15 protein-coding genes are annotated in these 14,840 nt (G+C 60.8%); 5 read left to right on the plus strand and 10 right to left on the minus strand.

Annotation, left to right across the window (positions count from 1 at the left end; translation table 11 throughout):
* Nucleotides 1-4 precede the first annotated feature (4 nt).
* Nucleotides 5-3,214, minus strand: a complete 3,210-nt coding sequence (locus tag G6K99_RS16530; protein WP_174197244.1) for a helicase-related protein — start codon at nucleotides 3,212-3,214, stop codon at nucleotides 5-7.
* 375 nt (nucleotides 3,215-3,589) lie between these two features.
* Here G6K99_RS16530 and G6K99_RS16535 point away from each other — a divergent pair, with 375 nt between their 5' ends.
* Together G6K99_RS16535 and G6K99_RS16540 are read left to right on the plus strand one after the other, a co-directional pair.
* A complete protein-coding gene (locus tag G6K99_RS16535; protein WP_082471964.1) occupies nucleotides 3,590-3,745 on the plus strand; it encodes a DUF3309 family protein in 156 nt (51 codons plus the stop codon).
* 40 nt (nucleotides 3,746-3,785) lie between these two features.
* Nucleotides 3,786-4,040 (plus strand): glycine zipper domain-containing protein, encoded by a 255-nt coding sequence (locus tag G6K99_RS16540; protein ID WP_062462199.1) that lies wholly within the window; start codon nucleotides 3,786-3,788, stop codon nucleotides 4,038-4,040.
* Nucleotides 4,041-4,103: 63 nt separating this feature from the next.
* Here the strand turns inward: G6K99_RS16540 and G6K99_RS16545 are convergent, their stop codons facing one another.
* Nucleotides 4,104-4,832, minus strand: a complete 729-nt coding sequence (locus G6K99_RS16545; protein WP_174197183.1) for a beta-ketoacyl-ACP reductase — start codon at nucleotides 4,830-4,832, stop codon at nucleotides 4,104-4,106.
* Nucleotides 4,833-4,913: 81 nt separating this feature from the next.
* The gene (locus tag G6K99_RS16550; protein ID WP_113165659.1) at nucleotides 4,914-6,095 is read right to left on the minus strand and encodes an acetyl-CoA C-acetyltransferase; all 1,182 of its coding nucleotides are present in this window, start codon (nucleotides 6,093-6,095) and stop codon (nucleotides 4,914-4,916) included.
* A gap of 230 nt (nucleotides 6,096-6,325) precedes the next feature.
* Between G6K99_RS16550 and phaR the strand changes: the two genes are divergently transcribed.
* Complete coding sequence (gene phaR / locus G6K99_RS16555) at nucleotides 6,326-6,922, plus strand: polyhydroxyalkanoate synthesis repressor PhaR (RefSeq protein ID WP_174197184.1); 597 nt, start codon at nucleotides 6,326-6,328, stop codon at nucleotides 6,920-6,922.
* Between the two features lie 91 nt (nucleotides 6,923-7,013).
* On the opposite strand, the gene rpmF is transcribed toward phaR, so the two are convergent.
* The 4 genes from rpmF to mtgA form a co-directional block, all read right to left on the minus strand.
* Nucleotides 7,014-7,199, minus strand: coding sequence for a 50S ribosomal protein L32 (rpmF, locus tag G6K99_RS16560; RefSeq protein WP_062462189.1), 186 nt, complete (start codon nucleotides 7,197-7,199; stop codon nucleotides 7,014-7,016).
* 168 nt (nucleotides 7,200-7,367) lie between these two features.
* The gene (locus tag G6K99_RS16565) at nucleotides 7,368-8,015 is read right to left on the minus strand and encodes a glutathione S-transferase family protein (protein ID WP_174197185.1); all 648 of its coding nucleotides are present in this window, start codon (nucleotides 8,013-8,015) and stop codon (nucleotides 7,368-7,370) included.
* 14 nt (nucleotides 8,016-8,029) lie between these two features.
* Nucleotides 8,030-8,752: a DUF1868 domain-containing protein gene (locus tag G6K99_RS16570; RefSeq protein ID WP_092659218.1), complete on the minus strand. Its 723-nt coding sequence runs from the start codon at nucleotides 8,750-8,752 to the stop codon at nucleotides 8,030-8,032.
* Nucleotides 8,753-8,863: 111 nt separating this feature from the next.
* A complete protein-coding gene (gene mtgA, locus G6K99_RS16575; RefSeq protein WP_174197186.1) occupies nucleotides 8,864-9,610 on the minus strand; it encodes a monofunctional biosynthetic peptidoglycan transglycosylase in 747 nt (248 codons plus the stop codon).
* A gap of 131 nt (nucleotides 9,611-9,741) precedes the next feature.
* On the opposite strand from mtgA, the gene G6K99_RS16580 reads away from it, so the two are divergent.
* Both G6K99_RS16580 and G6K99_RS16585 read left to right on the plus strand, forming a co-directional pair.
* The gene (locus G6K99_RS16580; protein WP_174197187.1) at nucleotides 9,742-10,656 is read left to right on the plus strand and encodes a polyprenyl synthetase family protein; all 915 of its coding nucleotides are present in this window, start codon (nucleotides 9,742-9,744) and stop codon (nucleotides 10,654-10,656) included.
* Nucleotides 10,657-10,705: 49 nt separating this feature from the next.
* On the plus strand, nucleotides 10,706-11,347 hold the full coding sequence (locus G6K99_RS16585) for a LysE family translocator (RefSeq protein WP_174197188.1): 642 nt from the start codon (nucleotides 10,706-10,708) through the stop codon (nucleotides 11,345-11,347).
* Between the two features lie 25 nt (nucleotides 11,348-11,372).
* Here G6K99_RS16585 and G6K99_RS16590 read toward each other — a convergent pair whose 3' ends face one another.
* The 3 genes from G6K99_RS16590 to G6K99_RS16600 all read right to left on the minus strand — a co-directional run bounded on the left by G6K99_RS16590 (nucleotide 11,373) and on the right by G6K99_RS16600 (nucleotide 14,696).
* Nucleotides 11,373-12,032, minus strand: a complete 660-nt coding sequence (locus tag G6K99_RS16590) for an OmpA family protein (protein ID WP_062462176.1) — start codon at nucleotides 12,030-12,032, stop codon at nucleotides 11,373-11,375.
* A gap of 114 nt (nucleotides 12,033-12,146) precedes the next feature.
* Nucleotides 12,147-13,397, minus strand: coding sequence for a flavodoxin-dependent (E)-4-hydroxy-3-methylbut-2-enyl-diphosphate synthase (gene ispG / locus G6K99_RS16595; RefSeq protein WP_062462173.1), 1,251 nt, complete (start codon nucleotides 13,395-13,397; stop codon nucleotides 12,147-12,149).
* 105 nt (nucleotides 13,398-13,502) lie between these two features.
* The gene (locus tag G6K99_RS16600; RefSeq protein ID WP_174197189.1) at nucleotides 13,503-14,696 is read right to left on the minus strand and encodes an MFS transporter; all 1,194 of its coding nucleotides are present in this window, start codon (nucleotides 14,694-14,696) and stop codon (nucleotides 13,503-13,505) included.
* Nucleotides 14,697-14,840: the final 144 nt, after the last annotated feature.

Below are 14,840 nucleotides of genomic sequence, written 5' to 3' on the forward strand. Positions count from 1 at the left end.
GCGCCTACTTCTTCATCTGCTCCTTGAGAGCAGCAAGCTTGGCAAAGGGCGAATCCGGATCGATCGGCTTTTCCTTGCGCGGTGGCTTGGCCTCAAAGCGAGCGGGCTGTGGTCCCTTGTTACGGTCCGGACGATCGTTACGATCTCCGCGCTCGGAACGATCGCCCCGGTTTTCAGGACGACGGTTGTTGTTGTCGCGGTTCGGACGACCACCGTCACGGCGCTCGCCATCCCGACGACCATCGCGGCGGCCTTCCTTGGGAGCGGCTTCGCCCTGGGGGCGGGCTTCCTGGGTGCGGCCTGCTGAGGCAGCACCGGCATTGCGCTGACCCTGGCCGTTACCACGGCGATCACCCTGCTGTGGCCGACCACCCTGGCGCTGGCTATTCTCGCGACCGCCACCCGGGCGCCACAGGAGAACAGGCTTTGCTTCTTCGGGTTCGACGGCAGCGGCAGCTTCAGTCGAGGCGGCTGTCTCGGCCTGAGCGTCCGGCTCGGCCGTTGCAGTTGCCTCAACGGTTTCAGCTTCCATGGACGCGGCGACGTCAGGCGCCGCAGCTTCTTCACTTGCAGCGTCTTCTGCAGGAGCAGCGTCTTCTGCAGAAGCAGCAGCCTCGGCAGGCGCCGCAACCTCAGCGGAAGCTTCGGTTGCTTCGACCTGATCGCCTTCGGCAGTCGGTGCGGCCTCGTCTGCTGCAGCCGTTGGCGTGGCAGGGGCAGCCGCAGCTGGCTCCTGGCCAGCCAGGAATGCCTGCGCCTCTTCAGGCTTCACGGCATCGGCGCGATAGCCGAGGCCTTTCAGAATTTCTTCCATATCGTCAGGCGTTGCGCCGAGGATCGACAGCATGGCTGTCGTCGTCACGAAGCGGCGACCGTCATAGGCGCCTTCCGGACGCGGGCTGGAGCCCGGCTTCCACTGCAGCAGCGGACGGATGAGATCGGCCAGACGCTCGAGAATGTCGATACGAACGGCACGCTTGCCGAGGAAGCGGAAACCGGCGAGCTTGTAGAAGGTACGCTCGAAAGCAGGATCCGCGACGACCGATGTGCGGCCGGCAGCAAGCGCCGGAATGAGATCGCCGTAACCCGGCTTGTCGATGCCGTCGTTCTTCAGCGCCCAGAGAAGCGTGATAAGCTCCGCCGGAGCAGGCTTCAGCAGCGCCGGCATGAACACATGGTAGGCGCCGAAGCGGATGCCGTAGCGGCGCATCGAAGCGCGCGCATCCTGATCGAGCGTCTTCACGTCTTCGGCAACATCGCGCCGGAACATGACGCCGAGGTTTTCGACCAGCTGGAAGGCCAGGCCCTTGGCGAGACCCTGCAGGTCTTCAGCGCGCGACAGATCGTCCAGCGGCTTCAGCACGGTCGCGATATGATGGTTCACGAAACGCTCGATGCGCGCAACGACGTGTTCGCGGGCATTGCCGGTCAACTGCTCGTCGGCAAGCAGGATCAGGCGCGGGCGCATGATATGGTCGCTTGACGCAAGCCGGCCGACAGGTTCGCCGAGCCAGCGCACGGAACCGTCCGAGCCGACAGCAAGGTCGTTGTTGCCGGATGCATAAAGCCGCGCGGCGCGTGCCTCGAACTCCAGCGCAAGCGCCTTTTGCGCGGCACCCTGGACGGCCTTTGCATCTGGACCCTCCGTGCCGGCTATAGGCGTGAATCGGAATCCAGCCAATTGCCCCACATGATGGCCTTCGACGAAGACATCCCCATTCACACTGATTTCAGCTTCCAGCATCGCATTCTCTCTTAGGCGCTTCATGAGCACAGATGTCCTGCGATCAACAAAGCGTTTCGTCAACCGTTCATGTAACGCGTCCGACAACCTATCCTCGATTTCCCGTGTCTTTTCTTGCCAGTGTGTCGGATCGGCAAGCCAGCCAGGGCGGTTCGAAACATAGGTCCAGGTACGAATCTGCGCGATTCGGGCCGACAGGGTGTCGATTTCTCCGTCGGTCCGGTCGGCGCGGCGAACCTGTTCTGCCATGAATTGCTCGTTCACCGTGCCGAAGCGCACAAGATCCGAGAAAAGAGTCGAAATGAGGTCTGCGTGTTGCGCAGGGGCAATCCGCCGATAGTCCGGCAGAGCGCAGGCCTCCCACAGTTTTTCGACCCGCTCCGGCGTTGTCGCCGTATCGCGGATTTCTGCGTAGCGCGAAAGATAGTCGAGCGCCTGGATATCGATTGCCGGAAGCGCGCGGGCAAGGCCTGCCACGGTCGGCGGTCGGTCGAGACTGGCACGCAAAGCGGCAAGCGAGGAATAGTCGACGCTTTTCGTGCGCCACTGCAGCACTTTCACCGGCTCGAAATGATGACCCTCGATCCGCTCGACCAGTTCGTCGTCGAAAGGCTGGACCTGTCCGGTCACGCCGAAGGTTCCGTCGCGCACATGGCGGCCGGCACGCCCGGCAATCTGCGCCAGTTCGGACGGATTAAGGTTGCGGAACTGATAGCCGTCGAACTTGCGATCCTGAGCGAAGGCAACGTGATCCACATCGAGATTGAGGCCCATGCCGATCGCATCGGTTGCGACCAGATATTCCACATCGCCTTCCTGATAGAGAGCGACCTGTGCATTGCGTGTCCGCGGGCTCAAGGCGCCAAGCACCACGGCCGCACCACCGCGCTGGCGGCGGATCAGTTCGGCGATCGCATAGACCTCTTCAGCGGAGAAGGCGACAATGGCGGAACGCTGCGGCAGGCGGGTGATCTTTTTCTGGCCGGCATAAAACAACTGCGACAGACGCGGCCGTTCGACCACGGTGATCCCGGGAAGCAGCCGTTCGAGGATCGGCCGCATGGTGCCGGCGCCCAGCAGCAACGTCTCCTCGCGTCCGCGAAGATGCAGGATGCGGTCGGTGAAGATGTGCCCGCGCTCGAGATCGCCGGCCAGCTGTACCTCGTCGATGGCGACGAAGGCGGCCTTTGTCTCGCGCGGCATCGCTTCGACGGTGCAGACGGAAAAGCGCGCCATATGCGGCGTTATCTTTTCCTCACCCGTGATCAACGCCACATTGTGATAGCCGACTTTCTCCACGACACGCGTATAGACCTCGCGTGCAAGCAGGCGAAGGGGCAGACCGATGACGCCGGAACCGTGCGCAACCATGCGCTCGATGGCATAATGGGTCTTGCCGGTATTGGTGGGGCCTAGCACGGCCGTGACGCCGCGGCCGCTGAGAATCATGGGCTGAGAATGCAAAGCCAGTTCCTGCTTATCCGCCGATGCGATCCTCCACGGAAACGCAATCGCAGTATCAGATGGCCATGCTCGACGATAAACGCAAGCCGATATGTTGTCCTCGACAAGGCGAGACCACGATTTCCAGGATCAACATGTGTACGATACGCAAGCCAGTTTCGTTCGAACAAACGTGAACGAATCGGCGACGATTGCGGATTCCGGAGCGTTCCCGATCTGTTTCGAACATTACCCGGCTTTCCGACGCATGGCCAAAGTGTAACCCGTTAACCACACCCCACGGGCAAGCTAGTGGTGAGTGGAACAAAAGTTCCCATGCTACGTTTTCTCGGCAATCCCAACCGGACATGTCGAGCCGGTAGGTCAGCGGAGTACAATCCTATGCTCGGAACCATCCTACTTATCGTACTGATTTTGCTTTTGATTGGCGCGCTGCCGAATTGGGGGCACAGCCGGAACTGGGGTTATGGTCCGTCCGGCGGTCTCGGCCTTGTTGTGCTGATTATCATCATCCTCCTGCTGATGGGCAGGATCTAAAAGCGGCGAAGCCGCACGTTACCAAGGGAAGGAAAGTGACATGAAAAAAGTTTTGCTCGTCGGCGCTCTCGTCGGAATGCTGGCATCCTGCACATCCACTGAAAAGGGCACTGCAATCGGTGCTGCTTCGGGCGCCGTTATCGGTGGCGCTGTGACCAACAGCTGGGGTGGCGCTGCAGTCGGCGCTGTCGGCGGCGGTCTGGTTGGCGCTGCTATCGGCGAATCGCAGAAGCGCAACGGTTACTGCGTCTATCGCGACCGTTATGGCCGTACATACGAAGCGCGTTGCCGCTAAGTCCTGCGTTTAGTCGCAGAATAGAAACCGGCGTCCCATGGGCGCCGGTTTTTTTGTATCCGCTTACCCGGCGAAATACTGACCGCCATTTGCGCTGAGCGTCGAGCCGGTAATGAATCCGGCTTCTTCAGAGGCCAGAAACAGCACGCAGCGGGCGATTTCTTCCGGTTCGCCCAACCGTCCGACAGGTATCTGCGGGATGATCTTTTCGTCCATCACCTTTTGCGGGATGGCACGCACCATGTCGGTGCCGATATAGCCGGGGCAGATCGCATTGACGGTGATGTTCTTCGAGGCCCCCTCTTGAGCCAGCGCCTTGGTGAAGCCGAGATCGCCCGCCTTGGCGGCAGAATAGTTCACCTGCCCCATCTGGCCCCTCTGGCCATTGATCGAGGAGATGTTGATGATGCGGCCGAAGCCGCGCTCGCGCATGCCGGGCCAGACCGGATGGGTCATGTTGAACAGCCCGGACAGGTTGGTATCGATGACCTCCTTCCACTGCTGTGGCGTGATCTTGTGAAACATGCCGTCGCGGGTGATGCCGGCATTGTTGACGAGGACGTCGACAGGCCCGAGCTGCGTTTCGACTTCAGCGATGCCCTTCACGCAGGCATCGTAATCCGACACGTCCCACTGGAACACCGGAATGCCCGTCGCCGCGTGAAACTCAGCGGCCTTTTCGGTATTGCCCGCAAAATTTGCGGCGACCGAATAGCCTGCCGCTTTCATCGCAGTGCTGATCGCAGCCCCGATGCCGCGCGTGCCTCCTGAAATCAACGCGATACGCGCCATGTAAACTTCCTTTCATACCGTCGCCGCCGTCAGCGTAACGGAACTGCTTACGCCGATAACGTGGGCAGCTGCCACCGAGTGCTAGAGCGCTTCCAGACACATGGCGACGCCCATACCACCCCCGATGCAGAGCGTCGCAAGCCCCTTTTTCGCGCCACGGCGCTTCATTTCGAACAGCAGCGTATTGAGAATTCGCGCACCCGACGCACCGATCGGGTGACCGATGGCGATCGCTCCGCCGTTGACGTTGACGAGCGACGGATCGAGGCCCAGATCCCGCGTGACCGCGCAGGACTGTGCGGCAAACGCCTCATTCGCTTCGATCAGGTCGACATCGCCGATTTTCCAACCGGCTTTTTCCAGCGCGCGACGCGAAGCCGGGATGGGGCCAGTTCCCATGATCTGCGGATCGACGCCGGCGGTGGCCCAGGAGACGATGCGCGCGAGCGGCGCAATGCCACGACGACCGGCTTCGTCCTCCGTCATCAGCAACGCCGCGGCTGCGCCATCGTTGAGGCCAGATGCGTTGGCGGCAGTCACTGTGCCTTCCTTATCGAAGGCCGGCCGAAGCTTCGCCATCCCCTCCAAAGTCGCACCGGCACGGATGTATTCGTCGTTTTCGACGCGAACATCGCCCTTTCGGGTCTGGATCAGGAACGGAACGATCTCGTCCCTGAAGCGGCCAGCAACCTGCGCTGCCTCCGCTTTGTTTTGCGAGGACACCGCGAACTGATCCTGTTCCTCGCGCGACAACTGCCACTGTCGGGCGATGTTTTCAGCGGTGATGCCCATGTGATAGCCGTAGAACGCGTCGGTCAGGCCATCCTTGATCATCGTATCGATCATCTTGAAATCACCCATCTTCACGCCGCCGCGCAGATGTGCGCAATGCGGGGCCATCGACATGGATTCCTGGCCTCCCGCGACGATGATTTTGGCGTCGCCGAGCGCGATCTGCTGCATGCCCAGTGCGACCGCACGAAGACCGGAACCGCAGAGCTGGTTGACGCCCCAGGCCGTCGCCTCCTGCGGCACCCCGGCCTTCATCGCCGCCTGGCGGGCGGGGTTCTGTCCCTCGCCGGCAGGAAGGACCTGGCCCATGATGACCTCGTCCACTTCACCCGCCTCCACGCCACCGCGCGCCAGCACCTCCTTGATCACCGCGCCACCGAGTTCGTGTGCGGGGACGTTTGCAAATGCGCCATTGAACGAGCCGACGGCCGTTCGTGCTGCGGCTGCGATAACGATGGATGGATTGGACATGATGTCTCCTCTTTCCGTTTCTTGGCACCGAGACTGGCAAAGCCTGTGCGCCCTGTCAAACGCCCGGTTTTCGCCCGAAAAACCCGATTTTTCATCGATTTGCTGCGCAGCATGGTGATCCATCGCGGCGCACAAATCGATTGTCAGTTGCGCCAATTTAAGCTTACATTCGAGGCGGGAGAAGATGCCAAGCACTAATAATCGCGCGAATGGCGAAGTGGAGGGAAATCATGGCAAAGACCGAAGGTGACGTGACGATCAAGAAATACGCTAACCGGCGTCTCTACAACACCGGAACAAGCACTTACGTGACGCTCGAAGACTTGGCGAAAATGGTCAAGAAGGGCGAGGTATTTACGGTTCAGGATGCCAAGACGGGCGAGGACATCACGCACTCGGTTCTGACCCAGATCATTTTTGAGCAGGAGTCGAAGACCGGAAACACGCTTTTGCCGGTGTCCTTCCTGCGACAGCTGATCTCCTATTACGGCGATCAGATGCAGATGGTGGTGCCGACCTTCCTCGAACACTCGATGAAGACGTTTACGGACCAGCAGGTGCAGATGCGCGAGCAGATGACGAGTGCGTTTGGCGACACGCCGATCGCCAAGAACCTGCACCTTCCGATGCAGATGATGGAAGAACAGGTGCGGCGCAATACGGACATGTTCCGTCAGGCCATGCAGATGTTCGCGCCCTTTGCCGGTGCCGCGACGCCGCACCAGTCCGCCCCACCATCGGGCAAGAAGGCGGAAGCCAAGGACATCGACGAACTGAAGGAGCAGCTCCGCGCGCTTCAGGGTCGTCTCGACAGCATGAGCACCTGAACGGCACCTGCTGCGGGAAGAAACGCGCCTTACCGAGCGCGCAACAAAAAAGGCCGGCAAAGCCGGCCTTTCAAGCAATCATCAGAAAAGCTTATGCGCTTTCCTTCGGCGTCAGAACCTGACGGCCGCGGTACATACCGGTCTTGAGATCGATATGGTGCGGACGGCGCAGTTCGCCGGAGTTCTTGTCCTCGACAAATGTCGGGGTCTTGAGAGCGTCAGCAGAGCGGCGCATACCGCGCTTCGACGGGCTCGTTTTTCTTTTAGGTACAGCCATTTTCGTTACTCCACTTCGTGCAAAACAGGGATTTCCGGCCGGAACTGAGGCCGAACATTCCATGTCTCGATCTCGGAAATTTGGCGCGCTTATACATGCCAACCGGGTACTTGACCAGTCCCTGCAGGGATATTGGCGGGATTTTTTCGCAAACCACGCCGAAACACCTCAGGCCTCGTCTTCTTCGACGATTGCTGTCTCCTGAAGGGCCGCTTCCTGCCATGAAACCCAGGCCGGATGCGACGTCATTGCCTCCATATACGCAAGCGTGTCGGCGTCGTCTACCAGATCATAGACCGCAAAGCGATTGACGACCGGTGCGAACATCGCGTCCGCTGCGGTAAATTCGCCAAACAGGAACGGACCGCCGGATTTTGCCCGCAATTCCCGCCAGATCGTGGAGATGCGCGCGACGTCTTCCATCACCCCATCGGCAAGCTCGATACGCCGCTTCGGCCGGCGAAAATTCATCGGGCAGGCATTGCGCAGCGCGCGAAAGCCCGAGAGCATCTCCATCGAGATGGAACGGGCGACGGCACGATCCGCAGAGGATGTCGGCCAGAGCCCGCTCTCCGGAAACAGCTCGGCTGCGTATTCGATGATCGACAGCGACTGCCAGACGCGCACGTCGCCATGATGCAGAACCGGCACCTGGGCATTGGGCGAGATCGTCTTGTAGCGTGGATTGCCTGCCGGATAATCGAACGGGATCAGCACTTCCTCGAAAGGAACGCCGGCAGCTGTGAGCGCAATCCACGGCCGGAAGGACCAGGACGAATAGTTCTTATTGGCGATATAGAGGACGAATTTTTCCATCGGCGCAATTTCCATCAGGTCTCGGAATCGAAAATCATCAGTTCGTGGAAATGGTTCATGTCCTCGAACGAGCAGAATGCCGGCGGCCGCAATTCCAGAACAGGAACCGCGCGCTTGATCTCAGCAGTCACCTCGTCGAGCATCGCCTGCCAGGCCGGCAGCGCTGCATCCGACAGGCGCTCGATCACATAGGCAAAGGTAATGTGAAACGCATAGTCGTCGTGATCCGGATGGCGATAACCGAGGAGCCGCGCCAGCGCATCGCGCCAGGCCTTCATCGCCCTGCAATCATTCTCGGACCTCCCCTCGACCACGAGACCCGACGGCTTGGCGCTTTTCACGGTGACCTGGAACGGATCCAGCGTCGAGAAACCTTCGAGCCGAGCCGCCATGATTTCCGTCATGTCCTCGATCGGCGTTTCGAGCGGCATATCGTCCGGCCAGAAGCGAGGCTTGCGGCGATGCTCGATGACACCCTGGAACAGCGTCATGTGCAGGCTGGTGATCGGCGTGAAAAGAAAACGCTCAGCTTCCGGCATCTCGAGATAGCGCGCGCGTGCCGACACAAGCAGCGCCTGCGTTGCCGATCCTTTTTCCAGATGGCAGACGATCGTGTTGCCGGGCTCGGGCAGAAAGCCGCCTCGCCGTCCGTAACGCGTTCCGAGCCGCGGCGGCGGTTTTGGATTGTGCGTCGCCGAGTATTTGAGGAGATCGGGCGAAATCAGTCTGGCATCCATCGGCGGTCCACTTTCTGCGTAAACGCACTCACAAAGCGTGCTCGACGCGCTCTTACGCCAGCGTCGATACTGACAGATGACATGAGGGACGTTTAACGCTTAGTTTTGACGTCACCCATAAATGCATTTGATGTAATCGCTGGATGCGCGGGCGCGCCGTTCCACGACACCCGCCAGCCGCTGCATTCCGCGGCCGGGCTTGCTGGCGACCCGCGTATGCGGATTGGGAAGTGCGACGGCGAGCAACGCGGCCTGACGGGCACTCAGCTTGGCGGCTGGCACCTTGAAATGATACTGCGCCGCCGCTTCAGCCCCGTAGATACCAGGTCCCCATTCTGCGACGTTGAGATAGATTTCCATCAACCGCCATTTCGGCCAAATGAAATCCTCAGCCAGCGCCAGCGGCAGTTCCAGCCCTTTACGGATGAAGGAGCGGCCGTTCCATAAAAACAAGTTTTTGGCCGTCTGCATCGGAATGGTGCTCGCGCCACGCGTTGCCTCGCCGTCCAGTGCATCCTGCACGACGCCGCGCATCTGGCGCCAGTCGACGCCGCCGTGGAAACAGAACTGGCCGTCCTCCGACATCATCACGGCCCGCACGAGATTGGGCGAGATGTCCTCGATATTAACCCACTGGCGGTCATACCCGCGCAGAAGAAACAGTTCCGACAGCATGAGGGTGGACACCGGCCGCGTGAATGGCAGCGCATAGACCGGGATGAGAAGATAGGGCAGCACCACCAGCGCAATGACGAACAGGATGACGCGCCGGAGCCACGTGGTGTTAGGCAGGCGAAACCGTCGTGCGGGCCTCACGGGTTCGTCTTCTTCGGCATGCTGTTCAGGTGCGATATCCAAGGTGCTTCTACCCGCCCGTTTAAAGTTTCATAGCCGGTGGCGCTTTCGAAGGCCAGTCCACCGGCTGAAACTTCGGCAATGCTGGTAAATCGACATTGCCTGTATCGTCGCCTCATGCCAAACAGCCCGGCATGAACACGACCGATCCTGCATTCGAAAGCCGGTTGAAAGACAGCGCAGTCGCCACCGAGGCGCTGCTTGTGTCGCTTCTTTCGGATCAAACGTTGCCCGACGAAGTCACGCGCCCGGCCCATCTGATGGCGGCGATGCGCCATGGTTCGCTCAATGGCGGAAAGCGCCTGCGACCGTTCCTGCTGCGCGAAAGCGCGCTTCTTCTTGGTGGCAACGAACTGGCTGCCCTGCGCGTCGGCGCGGCTCTCGAATGTCTCCACTGTTATTCGCTGATCCACGACGACCTGCCGGCCATGGACGACGACGACCTTCGCCGTGGTCAGCCGACGGTCCACAGGGCATTCGACGAGGCGACCGCGATCCTTGCCGGCGACAGCCTGCTGACCTACGCCTTCGACATCATCGCAGCGCCTGAAACAGCCCTGCCGGACCGGGCAAAGACGGAACTTGTTCTGGCCCTTGCCCGCGCCGCCGGTTCCGGCGGCATGGTGGGTGGCCAGGCGCTCGATCTGGCTGCGGAAAAATCAGCACCGGACGAGGCAGGGATTACCACGCTTCAGGCGATGAAGACCGGCGCACTGATCCGTTTCGCCTGCGAGGCAGGTGCGATCATCGCGGGCGCAGATCAGGAACATCGTCAGCGCCTCAGAAAATTCGGCCAGGTCATCGGGCTTGCTTTCCAGCTCGCCGATGATCTTCTCGACATCACCTCCGATGCGGAGACCATGGGCAAGGCGACCGGCAAGGACGCCGCCCGCGGCAAGGGCACGCTGGTTGCCCTGCATGGCACAGAATGGGCGGAAGAGAAGCTCGATACGCTGACTGCCGAGGCCGTTGACCTGCTTGCGCCCTACGGCGAAAAGGCATTTATTCTGCAGCAGACGGCGCGCTTTATCGCCAGCCGCCAGAACTGACGAGACGGGACAAAGGCAAGCCTCCCGGATCAACCCCGAGGAGTAAAGCATGCCGGATGTATTCGCCTACCTGCCCTATATCTGGCCAGCCTATCTCGCCTATCTCATTGCCGTCCTCAGCCCCGGACCTGCCAATTTCGCCATTATCGGGATGGCGATTTCGCATGGCCGTCGAAACGGAGTGATTCTTGCGCTCGGCGTCTTCTGCGGCTCGCTGACCTGGGCCTGCGCTGCAGCACTCGGGCTTGCCGCCATCCTGCGCACCTACGCGATCGCGCTCGAGATCATGAAAATTCTCGGCGGGCTCTATCTGATCTATCTGGCCTGGAAGGCGTACCGCTCGGCGCGGACGCCGGATATCGAGACCGCATCGAGCGAGATCAGGACGTCCTATACGGCAAGACAACTCTGGCTGCGCGGCTATGCCATCCACGTCACCAATCCGAAGGCGATCTTCGGCTGGCTGGCGATCATCTCGCTCGGCCTGCCCGCGGATGCACCGCCTTCGGCGATCCTGCTGATCGTCGGCATCTGCTCGACCTCGAGCCTGGTCATCTTCACCGGATATGCGGTTCTGTTTTCGACCCGCCACGCGCTTCGCGGCTACAAGGCCGCACGGCGCTGGATCGAAGGCACCATGGCCGTCTTCTACAGCATTGCCGGCGTGAAACTGCTGACGAGCCGGATATGACCGGCTCGTCGATATCTGAGCGAACTCAGCCCTGCTCGATCGGCGCGATCGCGACTTCGACGCGGCGGTTCTGGGCGCGACCATCCGGCGAGGCGTTGGAGGCGACCGGCTGCGACGGGCCGTAGCCCATGGTCGAGACACGGCGCTGATCGACGCCGCGACCACCGAGATAGTTGGCGACCGAGACGGCACGGCGTTCCGAAAGCGCCTGGTTGTGCTGCAGGCTGCCGGTCGAATCCGTGTGACCGTTGACGTCGATATAGGTCTTGCCGAACTTGTTGAGTACGATCGCAACCGAATCGAGCGTGGCATAGAACGGCGGGATCACCTGGTCCTGATCGGTGGCAAAGGTGATGTTCGACGGCATGTTTAGAATGATGCGGTCGCCGTTGCGGGTCACCGATACGCCGGTTCCCTGCAGCTGCTGGCGCAGTTCGGCTTCCTGGCGGTCCATGTAATTGCCGATGGCGCCACCGGCGAGGCCACCGATCGCAGCGCCGATCAGCGCATTGCGGCCCTTGTTGCCGCCGCCGATCAACAGACCGCCGACCGCGCCGAGACCGGCACCGATGGCAGCGCCACCAGCCGTGTTCGACATTTTCTGCTGACCCGTATAGGGATCGGTCGTCGTGCAGGCAGAGAGATACGTCGCGCAAGCTGCGACGATAGCAATTTTTTTCAACATATGAATCAGTTTCCCCGTCGTCCGTAGTACCCCTCATTTACCATGAAATACGGCAATAGCGAGGAGAGGCCGCGGCAGCCGGGATAAGGAATTATCCCTATCCGGGAATGACGCTTACTCGGCGGCGGTTTTCTGGCCGAAGCGGTTCTCGATGTAATCGATCACCAGCTTTTCGAAATCCTGAGCGATATTGGGGCCGCGCAGCGTCATCGCCTTCTGACCGTCGATAAAGATCGGGGCGGCAGGCGTCTCGCCAGTGCCGGGCAGCGAGATGCCGATATCGGCATGCTTGCTTTCGCCGGGGCCGTTGACGATGCAGCCCATGACGGCGACGTTCAGAGCCTCGACGCCCGGATACTTTTCGCGCCAGATCGGCATGTTCTTGCGGATATCGTTCTGGATGTTCTGAGCCAGCTCCTGGAACACCGTCGACGTGGTGCGCCCGCAACCGGGACAAGCGGCGACCACCGGAATGAACTGGCGGAACCCCATGACCTGCAGGATTTCCTGCGCAACCTGCACTTCGCGGGTGCGGTCACCGTTCGGTTCCGGCGTCAGCGAGACACGGATCGTATCGCCGATCCCGTGCTGCAGGACATAACCCATGGCAGCCGACGAGGCGACGATGCCCTTGGTGCCCATGCCCGCCTCGGTGAGGCCAAGATGCAGCGCATGGTTGGAGCGCTCGGCCAGCATCGAATAGCAGGCGATGAGATCCTGCACCTGGCTGACCTTTGCGGAGAGAATGATCCGGTTGCGCGGCAGGCCGATGTTTTCAGCAAGCTCGGCCGAAATCAGGGCCGACTGGACGATCGCCTCGTGCATCACCTGGCGTGCAGACAGCGGCGAACCGGCTTCGGAATTGCGGTCCATCAGCGTCGTCAGCAGGTCCTGGTCAAGCGAACCCCAGTTGACGCCGATGCGGACAGGCTTGTCGTAACGGATCGCCATCTCGATGATGTCGCCGAACTGCTTGTCCTTCTTGTCCTTGAAGCCGACATTGCCCGGGTTGATGCGGTATTTTGCGAGCGCTTCGGCGCAGGCCGGATGATCGGCCAGAAGCTTGTGGCCGATATAATGGAAATCGCCGATCAGCGGCACGTCGAGGCCAAGGCGCAGTAGACGCTCGCGCACCTTCGGCACGGCGGCAGCGCTCTCGTCGCGATCGACGGTGATGCGGACGATCTCGGAGCCAGCCTTGTAGAGCGCGGCGACCTGGGCGACGGTCGCATCCACATCCGCCGTATCGGTATTGGTCATCGACTGGACGACGACGGGCGCACCACCACCGACGATCACACCGCCGACATCGACGGCAACCGTGGCGCGGCGGGGCTTCGGATTATAGTCAATCGGTGCGTTCATGGGATCGTCTCGTTGCCTTTGCCCTGGGGCTAACTGGGGGCATAAACCGTCTTTCAGGTGGCGTATGACCGCCGGCTTGTCAACCAGCGGCCATGAATAGTTGGGTCAGTGATGCGCTCCGTCCGCGTGCCGGGCAAGGCTTGAGAGAAGCAGCGTCACCAGGATCAGCACCGACAATCCCGCGAAAATGCTGCCAAGTCCCGTATGCTCAGCGATAAAGCCGATTGCCGAAGGTGCAACGAGAATTCCGGAATAGCCCATGGTGGTGACCACGGACAAACTGACGCCCGCCGCCATGCCCGGCAGATTGCCGGCCGCGGAAAACAGGATCGGCACGATGTTGGAAATGCCGATGCCGGCGAGAGCAAAGCCTGCAATGGCCATCGTCGAACTGGTCGCAAAACCGATCGTCAGCATGCCCAGCATGGCGATGACGCCGCAGACCCGAAGCGTATTGACGGCACCGAACCGGTCGCGGATGAGATCGCCTGCAAAACGCATTGCCGCCATCGTGAACGAGAAAGCCGCAAACGCAAAGCCGGACAGTGTCAGCGACGCCGAAAGCTCGTTGCGCATGTAGAGAGCGCCCCAATCAAGAATGGATCCCTCGGGGATCATGCAGAACAGCGCCATGATTCCGAGCAGCCAGGGAAGCGGTGACGACGGCAGGCGGCGTCCGGCACCGGCCGCCCTCTCCTCCGGATGCGGCGCATCCTGAAGCACCATTTTCCAGGCGACGGCGATCATGACAGCGGCGACGACGGTTACGAAAAGCGCATGCGGAAGAACGCCGATCCGTTCAAGAAGAAAGCCACCGGTCGAGGCGCCGAGCAGGCCGCCGAGGCTCCAGAACGCGTGGCAGGATGACATGATCGCGCGGCGCATGCCTTTCTCAGTCGCAACGGCATTGGCATTCATTGCCACATCCATCGCGCCGATCAGGCCGCCGAACAGAAACAACGCAACCGCTCCGCTCCAGATGCTGCCAATCAGCGACAGCAGAAGAAGCGTCGGCGTCAGCAGGACCGCGGTGACCTTGGAGACAATGCTCGATCCGAACCTTGCGATCTGGCTGCCGGCGATCGGCATCATCACGATGGAGCCTAACCCGAAAATCAGGATCATCACGCCGAGCGACTTTTCGCTCAGCTCCAGACGTGCCGCAAATTCCGGGATCTTTGGCGCCCAGGCACCGATCATGAAGCCGTTCATCAGAAACAGCAGCGATACGCCGATCCGCTCCGGTGTGATGAAAGCACGTCGGGTCTTGGCTTCCGCCGGCGAAGACAAATCGTTCATCAGGTTGCTTCCTCCAGGCGCTGAGATTTATTTAAATCGATTTAGATTGCAATCTTCCGCGCTCAGCATGAGTTTCACGATTTATGTCTCCGGTTCACGCTTGTCACCCCTTAGCAACGACGGATGGAGCGCGACGAAGCTGAT

It is taken from the genome of Neorhizobium sp. AL 9.2.2 (genome assembly GCF_013317225.1).
Taxonomy (GTDB): domain Bacteria; phylum Pseudomonadota; class Alphaproteobacteria; order Rhizobiales; family Rhizobiaceae; genus Neorhizobium; species Neorhizobium soli.

Excerpts from the sequence above, each read along its gene's own strand:
- G6K99_RS16590 (WP_062462176.1), bottom strand. The coding sequence starts at position 12,032 with ATGTTGAAAAAAATTGCTATCGTCGCAGCTTGCGCGACGTATCTCTCT.
- G6K99_RS16545 (WP_174197183.1), bottom strand. The coding sequence starts at position 4,832 with ATGGCGCGTATCGCGTTGATTTCAGGAGGCACGCGCGGCATCGGGGCT.
- phaR (WP_174197184.1), top strand. The coding sequence starts at position 6,326 with ATGGCAAAGACCGAAGGTGACGTGACGATCAAGAAATACGCTAACCGG.
- ispG (WP_062462173.1), bottom strand. The coding sequence starts at position 13,397 with ATGAACGCACCGATTGACTATAATCCGAAGCCCCGCCGCGCCACGGTT.
- G6K99_RS16550 (WP_113165659.1), bottom strand. The coding sequence starts at position 6,095 with ATGTCCAATCCATCCATCGTTATCGCAGCCGCAGCACGAACGGCCGTC.
- G6K99_RS16570 (WP_092659218.1), bottom strand. The coding sequence starts at position 8,752 with ATGGATGCCAGACTGATTTCGCCCGATCTCCTCAAATACTCGGCGACG.
- rpmF (WP_062462189.1), bottom strand. The coding sequence starts at position 7,199 with ATGGCTGTACCTAAAAGAAAAACGAGCCCGTCGAAGCGCGGTATGCGC.
- G6K99_RS16540 (WP_062462199.1), top strand. The coding sequence starts at position 3,786 with ATGAAAAAAGTTTTGCTCGTCGGCGCTCTCGTCGGAATGCTGGCATCC.
- G6K99_RS16535 (WP_082471964.1), top strand. The coding sequence starts at position 3,590 with ATGCTCGGAACCATCCTACTTATCGTACTGATTTTGCTTTTGATTGGC.
- G6K99_RS16600 (WP_174197189.1), bottom strand. The coding sequence starts at position 14,696 with ATGAACGATTTGTCTTCGCCGGCGGAAGCCAAGACCCGACGTGCTTTC.
- G6K99_RS16580 (WP_174197187.1), top strand. The coding sequence starts at position 9,742 with ATGAACACGACCGATCCTGCATTCGAAAGCCGGTTGAAAGACAGCGCA.
- G6K99_RS16565 (WP_174197185.1), bottom strand. The coding sequence starts at position 8,015 with ATGGAAAAATTCGTCCTCTATATCGCCAATAAGAACTATTCGTCCTGG.
- G6K99_RS16585 (WP_174197188.1), top strand. The coding sequence starts at position 10,706 with ATGCCGGATGTATTCGCCTACCTGCCCTATATCTGGCCAGCCTATCTC.